18 protein-coding genes are annotated in these 18,964 nt (G+C 66.0%); 8 read left to right on the top strand and 10 right to left on the bottom strand.

Annotated elements, in window-relative coordinates:
* Positions 1-6: 6 nt before the first annotated feature.
* Positions 7-1,299 carry a PP2C family protein-serine/threonine phosphatase gene (locus tag BIU98_RS04730; protein WP_083392982.1) on the bottom strand — a complete coding sequence of 431 codons (1,293 nt, stop codon included), beginning with the start codon at positions 1,297-1,299 and terminating at the stop codon, positions 7-9.
* Positions 1,300-1,410: 111 nt separating this feature from the next.
* Positions 1,411-2,148: a CPBP family intramembrane glutamic endopeptidase gene (locus BIU98_RS04725; protein ID WP_071272385.1), complete on the bottom strand. Its 738-nt coding sequence runs from the start codon at positions 2,146-2,148 to the stop codon at positions 1,411-1,413.
* Positions 2,149-2,306: 158 nt separating this feature from the next.
* Here BIU98_RS04725 and BIU98_RS04720 point away from each other — a divergent pair, with 158 nt between their 5' ends.
* The 4 genes from BIU98_RS04720 to BIU98_RS04705 all read left to right on the top strand — a co-directional run bounded on the left by BIU98_RS04720 (position 2,307) and on the right by BIU98_RS04705 (position 7,385).
* Positions 2,307-3,755 (top strand): polysaccharide biosynthesis tyrosine autokinase, encoded by a 1,449-nt coding sequence (locus BIU98_RS04720; protein ID WP_071272382.1) that lies wholly within the window; start codon positions 2,307-2,309, stop codon positions 3,753-3,755.
* 15 nt (positions 3,756-3,770) lie between these two features.
* Positions 3,771-4,721, top strand: a complete 951-nt coding sequence (locus BIU98_RS04715) for a hypothetical protein (protein WP_071272379.1) — start codon at positions 3,771-3,773, stop codon at positions 4,719-4,721.
* 13 nt (positions 4,722-4,734) lie between these two features.
* Positions 4,735-6,201 carry a sugar transferase gene (locus BIU98_RS04710; RefSeq protein WP_071272376.1) on the top strand — a complete coding sequence of 489 codons (1,467 nt, stop codon included), beginning with the start codon at positions 4,735-4,737 and terminating at the stop codon, positions 6,199-6,201.
* 101 nt (positions 6,202-6,302) lie between these two features.
* Complete coding sequence (locus tag BIU98_RS04705) at positions 6,303-7,385, top strand: glycosyltransferase (protein ID WP_071272373.1); 1,083 nt, start codon at positions 6,303-6,305, stop codon at positions 7,383-7,385.
* A 3-nt stretch (positions 7,386-7,388) separates the two neighbouring features.
* Here the strand turns inward: BIU98_RS04705 and BIU98_RS04700 are convergent, their stop codons facing one another.
* Genes BIU98_RS04700 through BIU98_RS18385 form a run of 6 tightly spaced genes read right to left on the bottom strand, consistent with a single transcriptional unit; the run spans position 7,389 to position 13,592 of the window.
* Entirely contained in the window at positions 7,389-8,297 is a 909-nt protein-coding gene (locus tag BIU98_RS04700; protein ID WP_175481287.1) for a glycosyltransferase family 2 protein, read from the bottom strand.
* On the bottom strand, positions 8,294-9,361 hold the full coding sequence (locus BIU98_RS18395; RefSeq protein WP_139200565.1) for a glycosyltransferase: 1,068 nt from the start codon (positions 9,359-9,361) through the stop codon (positions 8,294-8,296). Before BIU98_RS18395 ends, BIU98_RS04700 begins: the two co-directional genes overlap by 4 nt.
* A complete protein-coding gene (locus BIU98_RS04695; RefSeq protein ID WP_139200564.1) occupies positions 9,358-10,641 on the bottom strand; it encodes a hypothetical protein in 1,284 nt (427 codons plus the stop codon). Before BIU98_RS04695 ends, BIU98_RS18395 begins: the two co-directional genes overlap by 4 nt.
* A complete protein-coding gene (locus BIU98_RS19945) occupies positions 10,622-11,221 on the bottom strand; it encodes a CatB-related O-acetyltransferase (RefSeq protein ID WP_083392979.1) in 600 nt (199 codons plus the stop codon). The genes BIU98_RS04695 and BIU98_RS19945 overlap by 20 nt, the downstream gene beginning before the upstream one ends.
* Positions 11,214-12,482 (bottom strand): lipopolysaccharide biosynthesis protein, encoded by a 1,269-nt coding sequence (locus BIU98_RS04690; RefSeq protein ID WP_139200563.1) that lies wholly within the window; start codon positions 12,480-12,482, stop codon positions 11,214-11,216. The genes BIU98_RS19945 and BIU98_RS04690 overlap by 8 nt, the downstream gene beginning before the upstream one ends.
* 3 nt (positions 12,483-12,485) lie before the next feature.
* Positions 12,486-13,592, bottom strand: coding sequence for a polysaccharide pyruvyl transferase family protein (locus tag BIU98_RS18385; protein WP_175481286.1), 1,107 nt, complete (start codon positions 13,590-13,592; stop codon positions 12,486-12,488).
* Positions 13,593-14,015: 423 nt separating this feature from the next.
* Here BIU98_RS18385 and BIU98_RS04680 point away from each other — a divergent pair, with 423 nt between their 5' ends.
* Both BIU98_RS04680 and BIU98_RS04675 read left to right on the top strand, forming a co-directional pair.
* The gene (locus tag BIU98_RS04680; RefSeq protein WP_071272358.1) at positions 14,016-15,830 is read left to right on the top strand and encodes a DUF4012 domain-containing protein; all 1,815 of its coding nucleotides are present in this window, start codon (positions 14,016-14,018) and stop codon (positions 15,828-15,830) included.
* A 374-nt stretch (positions 15,831-16,204) separates the two neighbouring features.
* Complete coding sequence (locus BIU98_RS04675; protein ID WP_071272355.1) at positions 16,205-16,762, top strand: hypothetical protein; 558 nt, start codon at positions 16,205-16,207, stop codon at positions 16,760-16,762.
* Between the two features lie 72 nt (positions 16,763-16,834).
* Here the strand turns inward: BIU98_RS04675 and BIU98_RS18845 are convergent, their stop codons facing one another.
* Together BIU98_RS18845 and BIU98_RS18380 are read right to left on the bottom strand one after the other, a co-directional pair.
* The gene (locus BIU98_RS18845; protein WP_139200562.1) at positions 16,835-17,026 is read right to left on the bottom strand and encodes a hypothetical protein; all 192 of its coding nucleotides are present in this window, start codon (positions 17,024-17,026) and stop codon (positions 16,835-16,837) included.
* Positions 17,027-17,049: 23 nt separating this feature from the next.
* Positions 17,050-17,982 carry a VanZ family protein gene (locus BIU98_RS18380; protein ID WP_083392977.1) on the bottom strand — a complete coding sequence of 311 codons (933 nt, stop codon included), beginning with the start codon at positions 17,980-17,982 and terminating at the stop codon, positions 17,050-17,052.
* A gap of 241 nt (positions 17,983-18,223) precedes the next feature.
* Here BIU98_RS18380 and BIU98_RS04665 point away from each other — a divergent pair, with 241 nt between their 5' ends.
* Both BIU98_RS04665 and BIU98_RS04660 read left to right on the top strand, forming a co-directional pair.
* Positions 18,224-18,556 (top strand): hypothetical protein, encoded by a 333-nt coding sequence (locus tag BIU98_RS04665; protein WP_071272352.1) that lies wholly within the window; start codon positions 18,224-18,226, stop codon positions 18,554-18,556.
* 58 nt (positions 18,557-18,614) lie between these two features.
* Positions 18,615-18,944, top strand: coding sequence for a hypothetical protein (locus BIU98_RS04660; protein ID WP_071272349.1), 330 nt, complete (start codon positions 18,615-18,617; stop codon positions 18,942-18,944).
* Positions 18,945-18,964 lie beyond the last annotated feature (20 nt).

Below are 18,964 nucleotides of genomic sequence, written 5' to 3'. Positions count from 1 at the left end.
AGCCGGTCAGACGGCGCGGGACCCGACCCCGTCGACGGGGGCGACGGCGGGCAGCTGCGCTGCCTCGCGCCGGAGCACGACGACCGTGACGTCGTCGTCGTGCGGGACCTCGCCGGCTCGCTGCGACAGCGCCTCCACGAGTGCCTGCGGGTCGCGGTGCTCCCGGCTGAGTGCCGCGACGGCGTCGACCGCGTCACCGTCGAACAGGTCGAGCACGCCGTCGCTGAAGGTCACGAGCATGTCGCCCGGCTCGAGGACGGTGCTCGTCGTACGCCACGCGTTCAGCAGCTCGAGTCCGAGTCCCAGCGGCAGGTCGCCCGACAGCAGTCGCTCGACCCGGCCGTCTGCGCGGACGATCGAGCTCAGGCCGTGGCCCGCGTCGGCCCACTGCAGGACGCCCTCGTCGGAGACGCGGGCGTGGAAGAGGGTGGTGAAGGTGACCTCGGAGGTCAGGGTCTCGGCGGCCAGCCCGTCGGACGCGCGCTTGAGTGCCTCGGAGGCGTCGTCCACCGTGCGGGCGCTGCGCAGGGTCGAGCGGACGGCGGCGGCGATGAGGCCGGCTCCGACGCCCTTGCCCATCACGTCGCCCAGGCTGAAGGCGATGCCGCCGGCGGTCGGGTACCAGTCGAAGAAGTCGCCGCCGACGGTCTTCGCCGGCAGGCAGGCACCGGCGATGGTGACCGCGTGGCCGGCGTCCAGGCCGGTGCTCGGCAGGAGCGAGCGCTGCACGGTCGCGGCCCGGTCGATCTCGGCGCGGACGGCGTCCTCGTTGCCCTGCGCTGCCGCGACGCTCCGGCGTGCGTTCCGTGCCAGTTCGTGGACGATGACGGCGACCGTGCCGAACACGACGACGGTGATGCCCAGGCGGACGAGTTCGCTGCCGGCCGGCGGCTGGTCGGGGTTGATCGCGAACGGCGTGAGGATGACGACCGCGACGCCGATCGCGGCGTAGGCGATGTTCCACCGCCCCGGCCGTGACGCCGCCCACACGACCGGCAGGATGACGAGCGACGTGAACACGGAGGCGCCGTTGCCCGTGCCGGCTCGCAGCAGGGCGACGGCGATGAAGTCAACAGCGGGCAGGATCGCCCCGAGCAACACGAGCCGGGGGAGGCCGGCGGCCGTCGCGGCGATCAGGGTCGCGACCGCCGTGACGACGAAGCACGCCAGGAAGGCCTGGTCGTGCGTGATCTCGAGGACCGGCAGCGCCACGGTGAGCAACGCGGAGAGAGCGACGAACGCGCTGATCGGGGCCTGACGGACCAACGGGTTGTCGTAGACGCTGACGCGGTTCGGCATGCTCACTGAAGTCTAGGGATCGTCAGGGGAGGCGTTGGCCCCTCTTCGGGGGTCTGGTCGGCCGGAGGTGCTCGCCGCGTGCCGGGTGCCGGTAGCCGCTATGCCCGCGGGTCAGCGCGGCCAGGTCAGGACGACCGCGACCGTGTTGAACAGCACGTGCGCCAGGATCGCCCCGCCGATGCGTCCGGTCATCGCCACGAGCGCGCCGGTGAGCAGGCCGAGCAGGAACGTGGTGGTGAAGACCTCGAAGCCGCCCAGCGTCGTCGCCGGGCTGCCGATCAGGACGTGCAGCAGCGCGAAGAGGAACGCCGTGAGCAGCACCGCGAGGAACCGGGTGCGCGCCGTCAACGCGTCGGCCAGCCGGGGTTGGAACAGCCCGCGGAACACGACCTCCTCGAGCACGGGGCTGACCACGCACACCCCGATCGCCGACACGACGAGCAGGACCACGTCCGGCTGGCCGAGCGTGGGGGCAGGGCTCAGCCCCGAGGCGCCGAAGAACGAGATCGACATGGCCGCGTCCACACCGCGGCACACGATCACGATGCCGACGGCAGCGATGGCGTCGCCCAGGCCGAGTCCGAAGCTGAGGCGCGTGGGCGCGGTTTGGTCGTTCGGCCTGGAGGCTCGGCGCAGCACCCACAGGGCGCCGACGGTGAGCGGGACCCACACCGCCAGGTCCGCGGCCAGCACCTGCAGGACCGGTGCTGGGATGCCGCCGCCCCGGGCGAAGCCGGTGACGAACCGCGCGAGGACGACCGCGATCCCGACGGCGACGAGCAGCGTGAAGAGGTCGCGCTGGCGGGCGGTCTCGACGTCGGTGGTCGTCCGGTCCGGCGCGCTGCTCATGGCGACACCGTAGAGGACTCGGGGCCCACATCATGGAAACAGCCGAGGCCGACTCATTCGTGTGGCACTATTTCCATGCCGCTCGCTGGGACAACCCCGGTGTGCCTGTTCTCGGGACAGAACAGGGATGCGGCTCATCGTCGGGGAAGGCGGGCCGCGTGGAACTACGCGACTACATCACGGTGCTGCGCAAGGGATGGGTTCTCATCCTGGTGCTGGCACTCGTCGGGGTGGCAGCAGCGGCGGGGTTCTCCCTCGTCAAGAAGCCCGTCTACTCGGCGTCGGCGCAGGTGTTCGTCTCCACGGAGACCTCCGGCAGTGCCAGTGACCTCGCCCAGGGCAACACCTTCACGCAGCAGCGCGTGCTGACGTACTCGAACCTCGTGTCGACGCCGATCGTGCTCCTGCCGGTCATCTCGACGCTGAAGCTCGACATGAGCCCCGACCAGCTCGCCGGCATGATCACCGCGACGGCGCCGACGAGCACGACCCTCATCTCCATCTCGGTCGACGACACCGACCCCGTGCAGGCGGCCGACATCGCGAACGCTGCCTCGCAGAGCCTGACCAACGTCGTGCAGGACATCGAGGCGACGGACGCGAACGGCACCAGCACGGTCAAGCTCACGCGGGTGAAGCAGGCCGAGGTCCCGAGCGTGCCGATCAGCCCGAACGTGCCCGTCAACGTCGCACTCGGGTTGCTCGTCGGGCTCGCGCTGGGCGTCGGCATCGCGGTGCTCCGCGAGACGCTGGACAACCGCGTCCGCACCGAGCTCGACGTCGAGAAGATCAGTGACAAGCCGGTCGTCGGCGGCATCGCGTTCGACAGCAAGGCCTCCGAGCGGCCCCTGATCGTGCAGGTCGACCCTCGGAGCCCGCGTGCCGAGTCGTTCCGCACGCTGCGCACGAACCTGCAGTTCCTTGATCTCGGCACGGGTTCTCGCACCTTCGTCATGACGTCGTCGATGCAGTCCGAGGGCAAGAGCACCACCGTCACGAACCTCGCCATCGCACTCGACAGCGCCGGCTTCCGCGTCATCCTCATCGACGCCGACCTTCGCCGTCCGCGCATCGCGGAGTACATGGAGGTCGAAGGCAACGCGGGGCTCACCGACCTGCTGATCGGTCGCGCTGAGCTCGAAGACGTCGCGCACCCCTGGGGCCGCGGCAACATGGTCGTGCTCCCCGCGGGGCCGATCCCGCCGAACCCGTCCGAACTCCTCGGCTCGCAGGCGATGCAGAAGCTCATCGAGCGCCTCGAGCAGGAGTTCGACTACGTCCTGTTCGACGCACCGCCGCTCCTGCCCGTCACCGACGCCGCGATCCTGTCGAAGAAGGCCTCCGGTGCGATCCTCGCTGTCGCCTCCGGCAAGACCCACAAAGGCCAGCTCGCCGCTGCGGTCGCGTCGCTCGAGAACGTCGGTGCGCCGATCGCCGGCTTCGTCATCACGATGATGCCGGTCAAGGGCCCGGGGGCGTACGGCTACGGCCGCTACGGGTACGGCTACGGGTACGGCATCGGCGAGGGTGACGACTCGGCGGCCGCGGACCGGTCCCCGAAGCCGCGCGGCAGGAAGCTCGCCGCTCTCCGTCGCGCTGAACACTGAGGGGGGCTGGGGGACATGGAAGGACGCCGGGGGGCCCGAAGCCTCGGTCGATCGCTCCCACGGACGACCCTGATCTGGGTCGGAGTCGTCGTCGTCGCGCTGGTCGCGGTCGACGTCCTGCTGGTCACGCTCGCACTCGGGCGCACCGCGCCGGAGCAGCATGGGCCGGCCGGGCCCATCCCGACCTACACGAGCACGCCGAACCCCACGCAGACCCCAGATCCGAGCGCGACCGGTTCCGCCGGCGCGGCCGGAGCGGGTGGCGCGGCGAGCCGGCACCTCATCGCCGCAGTGGACGGCAAGGAGGCATGGCGAGCCTCCGGCGGGTCGTGTTCCGCCACACGGCCGGTACTGCAGCGCACCGTCGACGGCGGCGCGACCTGGGCCGAAGTCGACCTCGGCGAGGACGTCCACGCGGTAACGGCACTGCGCGCCACGACCGGCACGCTGTCGATCCTGGCTGATGTCGGGGACGACTGCACGCAGACCGCACGCACGACGGATGACGACGGCGTCACCTGGGCCGCGGCGGAGCGGAGCGACCTCGGCGCCACGATCAGCGACACCGCGGTCGACCTGTCCACGGGGGAGATCGACTCCCCGTGCGAGGAGCCCGCCGACGCCTACGAAGGCCGCTTCACCACCCTCGTCGCGTGCGCACCGGAGGTCGACTGGCGGAGCGGCACCGGTCCGTGGGTGAGCGTCGCGCTCCCCGGGGTCAAGGCGATCGCCGACGCCGGCGAGACCTACACGCTCGCCCGACTCGGCTCCTCCATGTGCGACGGCGTGCAGGTCGTCAGCCTGCCGGCGACGCAGGTCGTCTCGGGCTCCCAGGTCAGCCCGATGGGGTGCTGGGAGGACGGCGCGACCGACGGACCGGTGGCCATCGCCCTCGTCGGCAAGACGCTCTGGGCCTGGGCCGGCGACGAGGTCGCTGTGTCCGCGGACGGTGGCATGACGTGGTGACGCGGGATCGTCGATGACCGCCGGTGCAGTTCGGGTGCCGCGCGTGACCGGGGCGACCGAGGACTGGAGCCGCCGCTACTCGCGGGGTGTGCTCATCACGGACTTGCTCGCGTTGATCTGGGTCGTCTTCGGCGTGCAGATCGCGTGGCTCGGCTTCAGCTCGAACCTGGCGACGAACACTGCGGACGTCCGCTTGAGCTACTTCGGGATCTCGATCGTCGTGATCATCGTCTGGATGAGCGCACTGGCCCTCTACGACACCCGCGGAGACCGCGTGATCGGAGTCGGCAGCGCGGAGTACCGGTTGGTTGCAGATTCCAGTGCTCGTGTGTTCGGCCTGCTCGCGATCGCAGCCTTCCTGTTGCACGTGGACCTCGCGCGTGGGTACGTGCTGATCGCGTTCCCCATCGGGATCCTGGTGCTGATCTTGTCACGCTGGATCTGGCGCCAGTGGTTGGTCGCGCAGCGCAAGCACGGTGACTACTCGGCCAAGGTCCTGCTCGTCGGTTCACCTGCGAGCGTGCTGCACATCGGACGCGAGCTCGGCCGCTCGCCGGAAGCTGGCTACCGCGTGGTTGGCGCGGCGGTTTCGTCGGGCCACCGGGGGCTCCTGCCGGGGTCCAGCATCCAGAGCCATGGCGGGTTCGACGACCTGGCGGAGGCACTGCGCGAGACGGGCGCTGACACCGTCGTCATCACCAGTTCGGACGATCTGCCACCGGAACGTGTCAGACAGCTCAGCTGGTCTCTCGAACCGGGCCGGCAGCACCTCGTGGTCGCGCCAAGCCTGACCGACATCGGTGGCCCGCGCATCCACACACGCCCAGTGCAAGGCCTGCCGCTGATCCACGTGGAGACGCCCACGTACTCAGGCCGCAAGCTCTACACCAAGCGGGCCTTCGACCTGATCGGCTCGGGACTCTTGATCGCCGTACTCTCGCCGGTGTTGCTCGTCTTCGCTGTCTTGGTGAAGGCCACTTCTCCTGGCCCGGTGTTCTTCCTCCAGGAGCGTGTCGGGCTGAACGGCGGCACTTTCCCGATGGTCAAGTTCCGCTCCATGGTCGTAGACGCCGAAGCACGCTTGCAGGAGCTCAGCGCACTCGACCGTGCGGAGGGCAACGACGTCCTGTTCAAGATGCGGAACGACCCTCGGGTCACCAAGGTCGGCGCGTTCATGCGTCGGTACAGCCTCGACGAGGTCCCTCAGCTGTTCAACGTGCTGATGGGGGAGATGTCGCTCGTCGGCCCGCGCCCGCCGCTCGCCCGCGAAGTCGAGCGCTACGACGTCCATGTCCACCGTCGGTTCCTGGTCAAGCCCGGTATGACCGGGTTGTGGCAGGTCAGTGGCCGGTCTGATCTGTCGTGGGAGGACTCGGTGCGGCTGGATCTCTTCTATGTCGAAAACTGGTCTCTGGTGTCAGACATCCTGATTCTGCTGAAGACGGCGCGGGCTGTAGTGCGCTCCGAAGGAGCGTATTGATTCTCGGAAGAAATGACCTTGCTCGGGGAGCCTTCTCGTCCAGTGGGAGTCGACGATCACCACAATCGGTCGTTCACGTCACGGAAGCCTTCGGCGGTGGCGTGTACCAGATGCTGATCTCGATCGCGCGCCAGCAGGCTGAGGCGGGAGTTGAGGTCGTTGTCATCGCTTCCCGTCGAGCGGACACGCCCGAACTTGACCGAATCCTCACTGACCTCGGGGAAAAGGTCACCTATTTGGAAGTCTCAGGCGTTGGACTGGGCTCCCAACTGCGGCAGCTGGTGCAGGCCGCCCGGAGGCAGTTGGTCCGGCGCCCGGAGACAGTCCTCCATCTGCACTCCTCTTGGGCTGGCGCGGCGTTGCGTCTGGCACTTGGTTGGGGTCGGACGCGGCAGAGGATCGTGTACTCCCCTCACGGGTTCTCCTTCTTGCGAGAGGACCTGTCTCGTACCCGACGCCTACTCTTCACTGCTGCCGAGACGGTGCTGGCGCGTCGCTGCAGCGGTCTCCTTCTCGCATCCGAATCAGAAACAAGCCTGGCTCGGAACACGCTGCACATCAAACGAGTCGCGATCGTCGAGAACACAGTGGATCTCGGGACGCTGCCGGCCAGGGTGAGCCGTTTGAGTGAGGTGGGCCCGCGCGTGGTGACCGCCGGGAGAGTGACTTATCAAAAGGCGCCTTGGCGCTTCTCGGCACTGGCCGATGCCCTCCATGAGTCTGCTCGGTTCGAGTGGCTTGGCGATGGCTCGAAATCGGCGAAGGACGCATGGTTGAGTTCCGAAAGCGCCGCACAGGTCTCCGGATGGCTGGCGCACGCTGAGCTGCTGCGACGAGTTGCTGCAGCGGACGTGTTCGTTATGACTTCCCTCTGGGAGGGGATGCCAGTCGCTCTTATCGAAGCTCAGTGCCTCGGACTTCCAGCGGTCGTGACCAATTGCGTCGGCAACCGGGACGTCGTGATCCACGGGGTTACCGGTTACGTCGTCGACTCAGACGAGGAACTCGTACTCAGAGTTCGGCAGCTGATCGCTGATCCAGACCAGGCTGAAGCTATGGGTACGGCAGCTCTGGCACAGCGTGCTCGCTTCTCAGAAGAGCGGCTTGCGGAGGGCGTTGAGTCGGCCTACCGCCGTCTGGGCGCGCTGCCCCGCGTGGAAGTTCCAGGCGCAATGGAGCGCTGAGGGTCAGGGCTCGAACACCTGGCGATCTCTTCGGAGGCCCCAGTCTCGAATCACGGCCAGCCGATCTCGGCGACCTTCAATGGACCCGCTCGAACCGGCTCGGCGCAGGATCAGCCCGAGTGCGCTGATGAGGAGAAGATCGAGCTCCACGAGAAGACTCAATGGATAGCGCAGGTGGTAGCGGGCGATGCGGATAGCGGCATCCACCCGTGCTCGTTCCACCAAGGATGAGTGCTGCGTCTGGCTGGATGCGCCTTCGTGAAGGATGAAAGCGTCTGGTACCGCATACAGCTGATATCCCAGGCCTCGCGCTCTGACCGAGAGGTCGGCGTCCTCGCCGTAGAGGAAGAAGCGCTCGTCGAACGGACCCAGATCAAGCAGAACCGATCGCCTGGCGAAGAGAGCGCCACCGCTCACCTTCTGCACGACCACAGTCGATTGTTCCCACTGTCGAGTTAGGTAACGCCGGTATCTCTCTCGCCTCAGAAGCCGACCGGTAGACGACCACCAGTGCATGTACGCGTCCACCTGCACGCCGTCCGCTTTGGTGAGCCAGCCGCAGAGCAGCGATTTCTCATCGTTGATCTCGCCGAGGGCGGTCTGCAGAGCGGCGACAGCTCGGGGCGAGACCGCAGCGTCAGGGTTTAGGAGGAGCACAGCCTCTCCACGAGCGGCCTGGATGCCCAGGTTCGCCGCGCGCCCAAATCCAACGTTGCCCTGACCGCGAATCCATTGGGCGACTCCCGTTGAGAACCGCTTGCCCAAGTCGTCGTGCGGGGAGTTGTCGACCACGATGATCTCAGTTCCATCGCGTCTAGATGCGTCCAGTGTCTCCAAGGAAGACAGGCATCGGTCCAGTAATACCGGGTCTGTGTCGAAGACGACGATGACCACCGAGAGTGAGGTGTTCAAAGCTGCTGACCTCCACGAAGACTCCGGACAAGCACTTGGCTCGATTCCTCTGCTCCAGCGGCCCGGATCGCCCCATCGAAGTCAGAATCTGTGCGACGCGCCAAGCGGCTAATGAGTAAATCGAGATCCGCAGGATCTGAAAAGATGTGGATAGGTCCGCTCGTCTTGAGGTCGTTAAACGCTTCGATGTCGCTACCGATCGCAGGGCGACCTCTAGACCAGCCCTCCCAGATGATCACTGGGTTGAGCTCGAACCGGCTCGGCAAGAATATGTAGTCGATTTCGTCGATCCGATCGAAGATGTTCGATTGGTATCCGAGTGGAGATACCGTGTGACGCCACAAGTTTGTGCTGAGGCGGTTGACTTCATCCCGGAGTGGGCCGTCTCCCGCAACAAGGAGCTCCACCGGATGCGAGATCTGCTCGAGCAATCCTTCCAGGTCGGATATGCCCTTCTGGTCGTCCAGGCGTCCGGCTAGGAGGAGCCGGACGGGGTCGTCTGCGTCACGGCGTCGGCGGACCGGAGCGCCAGCGGCGGAGCGGATCGGATTTGACGAGCGCACCCCTTGCTCGGGACCGAGCACCCTGGCTGCTCGGAGCTCGTCAATCGCCCGTTGAGATGGCGCTGTCACCAATCGTGCATGTTTCATCAGCCTACGAACCGGTATGTTCTCGATTCGCCCTGTCGCGCTGCGCGCGTCTTCGTCCGGGGACTGGTGGAAGCTTGCCAGAAGTTCCAGTTTTCGTAAGCGAGGTGACGGCAGCAAGCCTAAAACCACGTGGCTGCCGCGCATAAGAGAATACACGCGGTCGGAAGGTTCCAACATTCGTTTCAGCTGCCTGGCGGCCTTCAGGACTCCCAGGGGGCTCTTCGGGTTGCCCAAGAAGAGAACCTCGTCGAAGAGCTCGCGAGCGCCATCAAAATCCCGATTGCCGTTGAAGAGGACGACCAGCAGTGTTGGTGAGTATGCGGCTCTCCGAACACTCTCGAACATTGCGGCTTGGGCGCCACCTCCTTGAAGCCATGGGGCGATTACGACGAGTCGCTTGGCCGAATCGCTCACTTGACTGTTGATCCCTTCGGGCGACTGTTTGTGATCACGGTGTCTGTGGCGTCTGCATCGTTTGGAGTCCTCAAAAAAAGTTGTGTAGCCATCGCTGCGAATATGATGGCCATAGGACGCGTGTAAAGCGCGTCGAATGCGAGTCCGCTGAGGAGTATGGCCGCAACGCCGATGGCTGCACTCGACAGTAGGAGGTCGGTACTCAGTAGCCGTCGGAGAGCGATGACAAAGAGGATAAAGAGCAACAGGACGCCGAACAGCCCGAAGTCCCAAAGCACCGTCACGAACAAGTTGTCGATTGTGTTCAGTGATGTAGCGCCTTGGTAGGCGGAGAGCGTCTGCTGAAGATTCCGAGGCCCGTGACCGATGATCTGGTCGACCAGGTTCGTCGAACTCGCCCAGCGGTGCAAAAACTCCAAAGCATAAAGCCGATTACTCAAGGAAGCGCTTCCATTGAGTCCTCCAAAGTCTCCGAGGCGCGTCCCGCTGAATCCGCTACCAACTGTCTGGAACAGGATGATCAGAGTAGCTGCGACAGCCGGAGACCAGACGACGAGTGGGATGAGAACGCGCCATCCTGACCGGAGGATTGCTGCGAGGAACATGAGAGCGGCCGTTGCCAAGAGAGCAATCAGTGCTGAGCGGGTTCCAGTCGTGATCAACGTGACGATGAGAGAAGCTCCGGTGGCGAACCAGGCCACGAACCTTCTCGATCGTGACCGGATTGCCGTTGCCAGCCAGGCGAGTGAGGCAGTGAGCGCCAAGCAGACAAACGCTGCAGGGACAGGCTGTCCGATCAGGCCGCGGGACCGAGTCCCCGTCAACGTGGACAACTGGATAGGGGAGCCAAACAGTGAGGAGGTAGTCGGCCCATGCGTCAGCGTATCGATGCAGATCGAGATGAAAGCCATCGTTCCGAAAATCACCAGCGCCACTCCGAACTGTCCTCGGGTCAGACCGAGGGCCAACCCCACGCCTATCAGGAACGGCAGCAAGAACTCGAAGGGCGGCACAACAGAGCCAGTGGCCAACGACGATGTCAGCAGGAGTAGGACCAAGGATGCAACTAAAGCGATTCGTAGGTGCCGTGCCCGGACTATGAGTATGACTGCCGCCAAGCCGAGGGCAGCAGTCAGCCCCTGCGACAGCGATGACCAGGTCGGATTCAGTCGGACGAAGTCGACAGGGATGACCCAGAGGAGCAATGTTCCCAAGAAGAGAACAATCCCGCTCCGGCTGCCAGGTGAGGCGGCCGCGTTTTCAAGCTTCACGGATGTCACGCAGCTCCTCGCGAACTGATGACGCTGCGCGCGCGTTCAAAAGGTCTAACGCACCAATGATGTTCTCATCAGGAAGATCCCACCACTTAGACTCGAGAACCGCGCGCTGCGTGGCCTCGTCAAGACGGAAGCGGATGACTGCCGCTGGGACGCCGGCGACGATTGCGAACGGGGGCACGTCTCGCGCCACGACGGCGCCAGCTGCGACAACAGCACCATGACCTATGGTGACACCGGAAAGCACAGTCGCCCCATGTCCGATCCAGACGTCGTTGCCGACGGTGATCTTGCCTCTCGACTCCGGGAATCCCGGAACGGCCCGGTCGACCTTCAACCGCTCGGCGATCGGGAACGTTGAGACACGGTCGGTTGCGTGGTTGCCTCCGAGAATGAAAGTTACGTCAGGTCCGATCGAGCAGAAGCTGCCGATCGAGATCGATGTTGAGTCATCGCGGAATGTGAGGAACCGTGGCGTTCCATACGAGTGGCGTCCGACAGTGAGGCGCCCCGATCCCTCAAGTTTTCTCCGCCCGGCGTTGAGATGGAGGCGTTTGGCTCGCGAGTACAACCTGTCAAGCATTCACTCTTCTCCATCCGTTTAGCCGTGGGAACGCAACGACGTAGATCACTGAGCAAGCAAACATCGCGCCTGCCCAGATTCCCACCTGACCCAACGGCAACTGGGTCAAGTTCCCGATGACGTAGCTCAGAGCGCAACATGCCACCAGGGGTGTCAAATAGAGCAACTCCAGCCCTGGGCGCCCCAACCCCATGCCGAGGAAGCTTGCGGGGATGGTTGTTGCATTGACCGCGTGAGCCATGGCGGTTAGCACTGCGATGGGCAGGATCACAAGGAGGGGAAGATTGGTTCTGGTTGTTCCGATAAGTACAGCCACGAATACTACCGGCAGAATAGCGACGCCCGCTAGAACCGCATACATCTTCGTATAAGTTCTGAAGACTTTGAGTAGGTGATGTGCCGGGGGTTCGCCGCTCGCTTCCGTAACGAGGCCTCCACCGAAGGCCAACAGGGCGATCTTCGGCATCGTAGCGAAGCGGATCGCGATGTCGTAAACGGTCACGACCGCAGCGCTGGCGAACAGGCCTAGCGACCACCGATCGAGCTGGGTGATCGCGACTCCGAACAGCACTGCTGCTCCGCGTGACGACGCGAAGCGGCGAACCAGGGGCCAGACGGGCTCGGTGGAGGCGGACTCGCGGTCCGGCCGTTCGAGGATGATGCCAAACGCCAGTTGTACGAGTCCGCCAGTGACGACTCCGAACCCCAAGGACAGGATTCCCACTCCTGAGGCCAACATGGCGACAGTGACCGCAGCTTGCGTGAGAGCACCGGCGAGCAGGATTGCACTTCGCTTTCGGAAGTCGTTGCGGCCCAGTGCTACGGCTGCGGAGATGAGTCCGAGACTCCGAAGTGTTGTCCCAACCCCGACGAGTGTGATCAGCAAGAGAACGGCAGGGTCGCGTGCATCGGTCAACTTGGCGGCGGCTGAATATGCCGGCCAGGCCACGAGGGTGATCACCGTGAGCAGGATCGGTGGCACCGCAGTCAGGGCGAACAACGTGATCAACGGTCGACCCCCTATCCGCGCCTCGGCCGCAAGCTTCGTTGCTAGCCCGGTCGTGCCGAAGTCGACCAGCAGGAAGATTGTGGTGAGGGTTGCTGCCAAGGCCCATACAGCGTATGCATTCGGGTCGAGGAAGAGGATTCCGGCGGCTGGAACAAGGGCTGCCATGACGCTGCTGAGGAAAGCGGGCGCACCTCCTTTGAGGAGCTTGCGGTGATCAAGCTTCTTGCCGTCTCGATTTTCATGAATAGTCATTGGTCAGGCGGCCAACGCGCTCTGGATGCGTTCTACGATCAACCGGCTGCTCTGCTCGAGCTGGCCCTCGCGGCCGGCGACTGCTCGCCAATACGCCGCCGAGGTCTCCCTGAGGTTGAGCGCTTGCTCGGCAACTCGTTCGGCTGAGAAGTTCCGGGCGTTGTGGACGTACTCCGACAGCCCGAGGTCTTCGAACGCGCCCCAGCCCTTACGCTCGTACGACAGATGGATCGTAGGGACACCGGCACGGAGGGACTGAAGGCTTCCGTGCAGCCGAACGGAGATCACTACCGAAGGGCGGGCCTCGGATAGCAGCTGCTGCTGCAAGGTCGGGAAGATGCCGTCAAAGCCGAGATCGTTGTAAAAAGCTGGGTCGTCGTTCCCGCGACCTGTGGACTGAACCAAGAGCCTCGCGTCGGTGAGTCTCTTCAACTCCATGAGTTCCCGGGTGTAGGTGCCTACACGATTGTTGAGTTTGCGCGCAATGAGACCAACTTCGCCACTGCCGGTGCTGCTTGAGGGATTTTTAGACCGGACGCCGAGTGTAGCCAGGTCCGGTTGACGAAGCCCGTTCATTCCACGCTTGTTGAGAAGAGCCAGGCTTCTGTCATCGCGCACGAAGACCGCTTCGGCCTTCTTCAAGCGGTTGAGGCGCGGCGTGAGGAAAGGGAACGGGCCAATGCTTTGAGGTAGATAGATGAAGGGGGCCGAGACAGATCCGGAAGGGATCTGCGAGAGGTGGGCGAGCATGGTCTTGAAAAATCCGCTCGCCCCGTCAGCCCTGAGGTAGCCGCCACCGACGGCGACGATCAAGTCGGCAGACGCGTAGAGAGCTGATACATCGGCGTGTGGGCGACCACGAATCGCGGAACGGAGAAGCGCTGGAAGTGACCGAGTGCCGTTGTATCCGTAGATCGGATGCACCGCTGTTGGGTGTTCCGGGAAGGACCCTGGATCCAACGCTACTAGATCGACGACAGCGTCTGGTGCGGCTTCGAGTACCAGGGCGGTCGCTTCGTCAACGAGGAGCCCGTCACCAGAATTCGCGCGCGAATAGGCGTGAATCAAAACGACTCTGGCCGGATTTCCACGCTTTGACGTGCTCGGCACGTATCCACCATCCCCGGTCGTATCGCGAGGCACGGCGAGTTCCGCCCGCCTTCCAACGGCGGCGGCCCCACTACCAGTCCGACCCCTGCGGCCGGGCCCCTGTCCCGACTGTGAGTATAGGTCGGCTCGGCCCCCGGTCCGGGTGATGGGTGCGGCAGGAGCTGCCACGACGCGTGGCCGTACTGAGCGTCTGGTAACCCGAGGCGTTGACAAGATCGAAAGTAGGACGAGGCGTCGAGGTTAGTTCGCTTACATGCGCGAGTTGGCGGTCGTTGCTCAAATCGCCGAGCTCTCTGTCGCGTCGGACTGGGCTGCGGGTGACGTTGAACGATCCCTCTCAAGGTCACCTGGCTGTGCGCGGCCTCAATCACAGGCTTGCGAACCGCCGAGGGACCGGACTTGAGCAACCATAGGATTACGACCATGTCCGACCTTCCCGAGTCGCGACGGACCACAGCACGCCGGGGTTCCAGGGGCCGGCCGGTGCTGTGGGTCGTGCTGGCGCTCGTCCTGTTGCTGATCCTCGCTGTCGCCTGGGTCGGGGTGCGCGGCCTGATGGCCAAACGCGACCTCGAGCAGTCCGTGCAGCTCGTCGGCACGCTCCGTTCGGAACTCGTCAGCGGCAACAGCACTGCTGCGCAGAAGACGGCGGACGACCTGCAAGACCACGCTGCCGCTGCCCGGTCGTTGACCGGGGACCCGGTGTGGGGTGCGTTCCAGGTCCTCCCGTTCGTCGGGTCGAACCTGCGCGCGGTGCGTGAGGTCGCCGTCGTCGTGGACGACGTCGCGACGGGAGCGGTGAAGCCGGTCGCCGGCGTCATCGGCGACGTGAACGTCAAGGCGTTCGCACCGAAGGACGGCAAGGTCGACCTCGCGCCGCTGGTGAAGGCGCAGCCGGCCGTCCAGCGCGCAGCGACGACGTTGGCGAAGGCGGACCGCGACGCCACGGCGATCGACACCTCCGACACGCTCTCGCCGGTGACCGGTGCGGTGGACCAGCTCCGCAACGCGGTCGCTTCGGTCGCTCGGCAGGCCGATGTTGCGAACCGGGCCGTCCAGCTCGCGCCGGCCATGCTCGGGCACGACGGGGACCGCCGGTACCTGCTGCTGTTCCAGAACAACGCGGAGCTGCGGGCAGGGGGAGGCATCCCGGGTGCGGTGGCGCTCCTCGATGTGCGGGATGGTGCGATCCACTTGGCCAATCAAGCATCCGGGTCGTCCTTCGGGCACGCCGAACAGCCCGTTTTGCCGCTGTCGACAGACACTGTCGGGCTCTACGGCCCCATCGTTGGCGAGTACATGCAGGACGTCACCCTGACGCCGCGGTTCGACGTCTCGGCGAGGTTGGCGCGGGAGATGTGGAAGCAGAAGTACGGCCAGCAGGTCGACGGCGTCCTGTCCATGGATCCCGTGACCCTGTCCTACCTCCTGAAGGCCACCGGTCCGGTGCAGCTGCCGACCGGGGACACGCTCAACTCCGGCAACGCGGTCAAGCTGCTCCTGAGTGACGTGTACGCGAAGTACCCGGACCCCGCGATGCAGGACGCCTTCTTCGCGTCGGCCGCGAGTGCCGTGTTCGACAAGGTGTCCAGCGGCGCCTTCGACCCGAAGACCTTCATCAGCGCCCTGACCGACGGCGTGCAGGAGAACCGGCTGCGCTTGTGGAGCGCGGACAGCGCCGAGCGAGACCGGCTCGACGGAACCGCCGTTACCGGACCGCTGCCGACGAGCAGTGCTTCCGAGCGACAGTTCGGTGTCTACCTGAACGATGCGACCGGCGCGAAGATGGACTTCTACCTGCAGAAGACCGTCGCCGTCGGCAGCGCGGTCTGCCGCGCGGACGGGCGACCGACGTCGGTGGTCCAGGTCACCTTGAAGAACACGGCACCTGCGGACGCAGCCACGAGCCTCCCGGCGTACGTGACGGGCGGTGGGAACTTCGGCGTGGAGCCGGGCAACGTCCAGACGAACGTCGCGGTCTACGCGGCGAAGGGCGAGATCTACCTCGGTTCGACGCAGGACGGCAAGACCGCCGCGCCACACACCGCGGTCGACGGCGCGCACCCCGTCGTGCAGGTGCAGACCCTGCTCGCGCCCGGGCAGAGCACGACGTTCCGCGTCACGTTCCTGGGGACGGCCGGCCAGGCCCGGGCGGCCGTACGAGCGATGTCCACCCCGACGATCGTCCAGACCGAGGTACAGCCGACCACGGTCGACTGTGGCAACTCGGCGGGTTGACACTGCGGTATCCGGCTCTTCAGGCCGCGATCGTGCCCCCATTCCGGGGGAGTCTCGCGTGGCGGCGAGCTGATCACAGCGCGAACGTGTGGTGTGACCGCAGGTACAGATCTGGCAGCTATCGCCGCTGACCAGGGGAAATGCGCTCCTGTGACCGCGGACTCGGTGTGCGCGGACCGTGGACCGGCAGTTCTGCCAGCACGAGAGTTCACGAGCCCGACACAAAGATCATGCGTGGCCGCTGTGAACATCCGCTAGTTTGAGGGAACTTCGCCAACCGCGCTGCAGGGAACCAATGTCGGTCGGTTGTCTGCGAGGGGTCAGGGCTCTGGGTCTCAGGGTCTCAGGGATCAGATCACTAGGGGAACCACTTCATGAAGAAGATCATCGCTGCGATCGTGCTGGCTGGCGCCGCACTCATCGCGACCCCGGCTGCTGCCAACGCTGCCGGCTACGTCCCGACGTCCAACGTGACCGTCACCGGCAGCACCATCGCCGGCGGCACCACGATCATCAACTTCGGCCCGGGCTCGTTCGTCGGCAACGAGACCGTGAACATCACGGTCACCGGTGCCGGTGCCGTCACGCTCGGCGCGCTCCCGACGACCTCCGTCTCGAAGGCGTACACCGCCTCCGCGACCGGTGCCGTCTCGCCGCGCGTCACGCTGCCGGCCGGTGCCTCGGGCACCTACACGCTGACCGCCACGGGTGTGACCTCGGGCAACATCGGCACTGCCGCCATCACGGCCACCCCGGCCGCCGGCGCAGCAGCTGTCGGCGCCTCGGGTGGCACCGGTTCGCTCGCCTTCACCGGTGGCACCATCTCCGCTCTGGCCCTCTGGGTCGGCGGCGGCGCTGTCGTCCTCGGTGGCGGCCTGCTCGTGGTCCGTGGCACGGTTCGTCGCCAGCGCGACGGCCAGATCGCGGCCTGAGCACCTCTGCACGAACGAAGCCGCTGGGACCTCGGTCCCGGCGGCTTCGTCGTTCCTTGGGGAGCTCCTGCGTCAGACGACGAAGAGCACCCCGTCGACGACCACGATGGTCAGGAGCGGGGCGACGGTCCAGATCCACCACGGGTACGTCTGGGCGCGACGCACGGGCTGGCGATCTGCAGTGTCGTACTGCTGGTAGTTGTAGGACGAGGTTGCTCGGGTCTCGACAGGTGAGTACGTCGACCGGGTTCGGGTACTGGTCATGGGGCGACGGTACTGACGAGTACTCAGGCCGAGGAAGAGCGCTCACCCTGTTCTGCGGAGTCGCGCACCCCATCATGCGGTCGACGAGTCCGCCCCGCCACCACGACCCCCACCAACGCCCCGACGACCGCCCCGCACGTGTTCGAGACGACGTCGTCCACGGACCCGAACCGCGCGGGCAGGAACAGCGACTGCGACACCTCGATGAGAACGCTCAGCAGGAACCCGGATCCAGCGCCGACCCACCACCGGCGCGCACCGAGCAGCAGCACCACGAAGACCCCGAGCGGCACGAAGAACAGCACGTTCGCCGAGAACTCCGTCGCCGCGTAGTCGAACCACCCCGGCAGGCCGACCGTGTGCAGGCGCTCGAGCGTCCGCAGCAGCCACGGCTGCGCCCCCGCGTCCACCGGTGACCCCGTGAACGCGATGACGCCCACGAGCGCCGCGTACACGGCCCCGAGGACGACCGCAGCCCGCCGACTCCGCCCGTCCGCCCGCAGCGCGCTCCTGCCCGCGTCACGCAGCGTCTGGTGCACCGCCAGCCCCAGGGTCCCGAGCGCCACCCCGACGGCCGCAGCCGTCACCAGGGACCGGAACGTCACGAACGGGACAGCGCTGACCAGCGCGAGCGCCAGGGCGCCCGCCACCGCCACCAGCAGGCTCACGAGGGCGGCTCGCCGGATCGGCAGGGGCATCGGTCGGGAGGCTCGGCTCGCCCCCGCCACGAGCGCCGGCAGACAGGCGCTCACCCCGGTGACGACCGCGGCGAGGACGAAGTCGTCGGACAGGGTGAGCGTCCCGTGCCCCACGCGGGTCCTGAGGACGTTCGCGACGTGGAGCACGACGGACGCGGCGGCCTGCCCGGTCGCGGGGACGAGGACCATCGCCAGCACGACCACCCCGAGCGCGACCAGGAGCGCCCGGGCGAGCAGCTCGGTCCGTCGCGGCGTCATGGGAGCGACCGTATCGCCCACGACCGTTGTCCCCCATTCGCCGATTGTCCGAACCGCGAGTACCCCGGTGGGGGACGTGTACCCCGGTTCGGGGTCGATCAGGCCCGCGAAACCGGGGCGGGCTGATGGAGGGCATGAAGGGAAGCCGTGAATGCCCGGGGCTGGATGGCGGCGGACATGCTCGAACCCCTAGATTTCAGGGACAGCCCGATGTACCCCGGATCGTGACAGGAGCAGCGCCATGAGCATCACCGCCAGCACCACGCAGACGCAGCGTGAACTCACCCTCGACACCGAGACGGTCGACACGATCGCCATCCTCGAGGCCGGGGTTGCTCCCACCACCCGTCCGGCGCGCGCCAAGCTCACCTGGACACAGGAGGACGACGGCGAGTGGGTCGCCAACTACGGCGGCTACTTCGGCGGCTCCGTCGACAAGGTCGCGAACCGCTACGTCGCCTCGGACACGTTCGGCCTCGTCGTCGGCGACTTCGCGTCGCTCGAGGACGCCCAGGCGAACCTCGCCGACCGCCTGCACGTGATGCTCCCGCCGGTCATCCGCTCGGTCGACTGACCGGCGCCACGACTGCACCCGCACGAACGCACCACACGCACGACACGAAGGAACGACCATGAGCTTGATCGACGACCACCACGCCACCACCGAGGTCACCCTCGACACCGAGACGATCGAGGTCATCGCGGCCATCGAGGCCGAGGTCATCGCGCCGGTGCAGCCCGCGCGAGCCACGATCCTCTGGACCCGACCGGACACCGGGCTCTGGGCCGCGAACTACGGCGGCTACTACGGCGGCACCGTCGACAAGCAGGGCTCGCACTACTTCGTGTCCGACACCTTCGGCCAGTACGTCGGCGACTTCCGCTCGCTCGAGGATGCGCAGGCGAAGCTCGCCGAGCGCCTCCACCTGGTCCTGCCGGACGTCATCCGCACCGCGTCCTAGTCGTCTCCACTGCACGCCCC

The organism is Curtobacterium sp. MMLR14_010, assembly GCF_001865015.1.
Classification (GTDB): domain Bacteria; phylum Actinomycetota; class Actinomycetes; order Actinomycetales; family Microbacteriaceae; genus Curtobacterium.
This window is presented reverse-complemented; position numbering and strand designations above follow the sequence as displayed.

Coding starts and splice junctions, on each gene's coding strand:
- BIU98_RS04730 (WP_083392982.1), bottom strand. CDS start 1,299: ATGCCGAACCGCGTCAGCGTCTACGACAACCCGTTGGTCCGTCAGGCC.
- BIU98_RS04725 (WP_071272385.1), bottom strand. CDS start 2,148: ATGAGCAGCGCGCCGGACCGGACGACCACCGACGTCGAGACCGCCCGC.
- BIU98_RS04715 (WP_071272379.1), top strand. CDS start 3,771: ATGGAAGGACGCCGGGGGGCCCGAAGCCTCGGTCGATCGCTCCCACGG.
- BIU98_RS04710 (WP_071272376.1), top strand. CDS start 4,735: ATGACCGCCGGTGCAGTTCGGGTGCCGCGCGTGACCGGGGCGACCGAG.
- BIU98_RS19945 (WP_083392979.1), bottom strand. CDS start 11,221: ATGCTTGACAGGTTGTACTCGCGAGCCAAACGCCTCCATCTCAACGCC.
- BIU98_RS04690 (WP_139200563.1), bottom strand. CDS start 12,482: ATGACTATTCATGAAAATCGAGACGGCAAGAAGCTTGATCACCGCAAG.
- BIU98_RS04680 (WP_071272358.1), top strand. CDS start 14,016: ATGTCCGACCTTCCCGAGTCGCGACGGACCACAGCACGCCGGGGTTCC.
- BIU98_RS04675 (WP_071272355.1), top strand. CDS start 16,205: ATGAAGAAGATCATCGCTGCGATCGTGCTGGCTGGCGCCGCACTCATC.
- BIU98_RS18845 (WP_139200562.1), bottom strand. CDS start 17,026: ATGACCAGTACCCGAACCCGGTCGACGTACTCACCTGTCGAGACCCGA.
- BIU98_RS18380 (WP_083392977.1), bottom strand. CDS start 17,982: ATGACGCCGCGACGGACCGAGCTGCTCGCCCGGGCGCTCCTGGTCGCG.
- BIU98_RS04665 (WP_071272352.1), top strand. CDS start 18,224: ATGAGCATCACCGCCAGCACCACGCAGACGCAGCGTGAACTCACCCTC.
- BIU98_RS04660 (WP_071272349.1), top strand. CDS start 18,615: ATGAGCTTGATCGACGACCACCACGCCACCACCGAGGTCACCCTCGAC.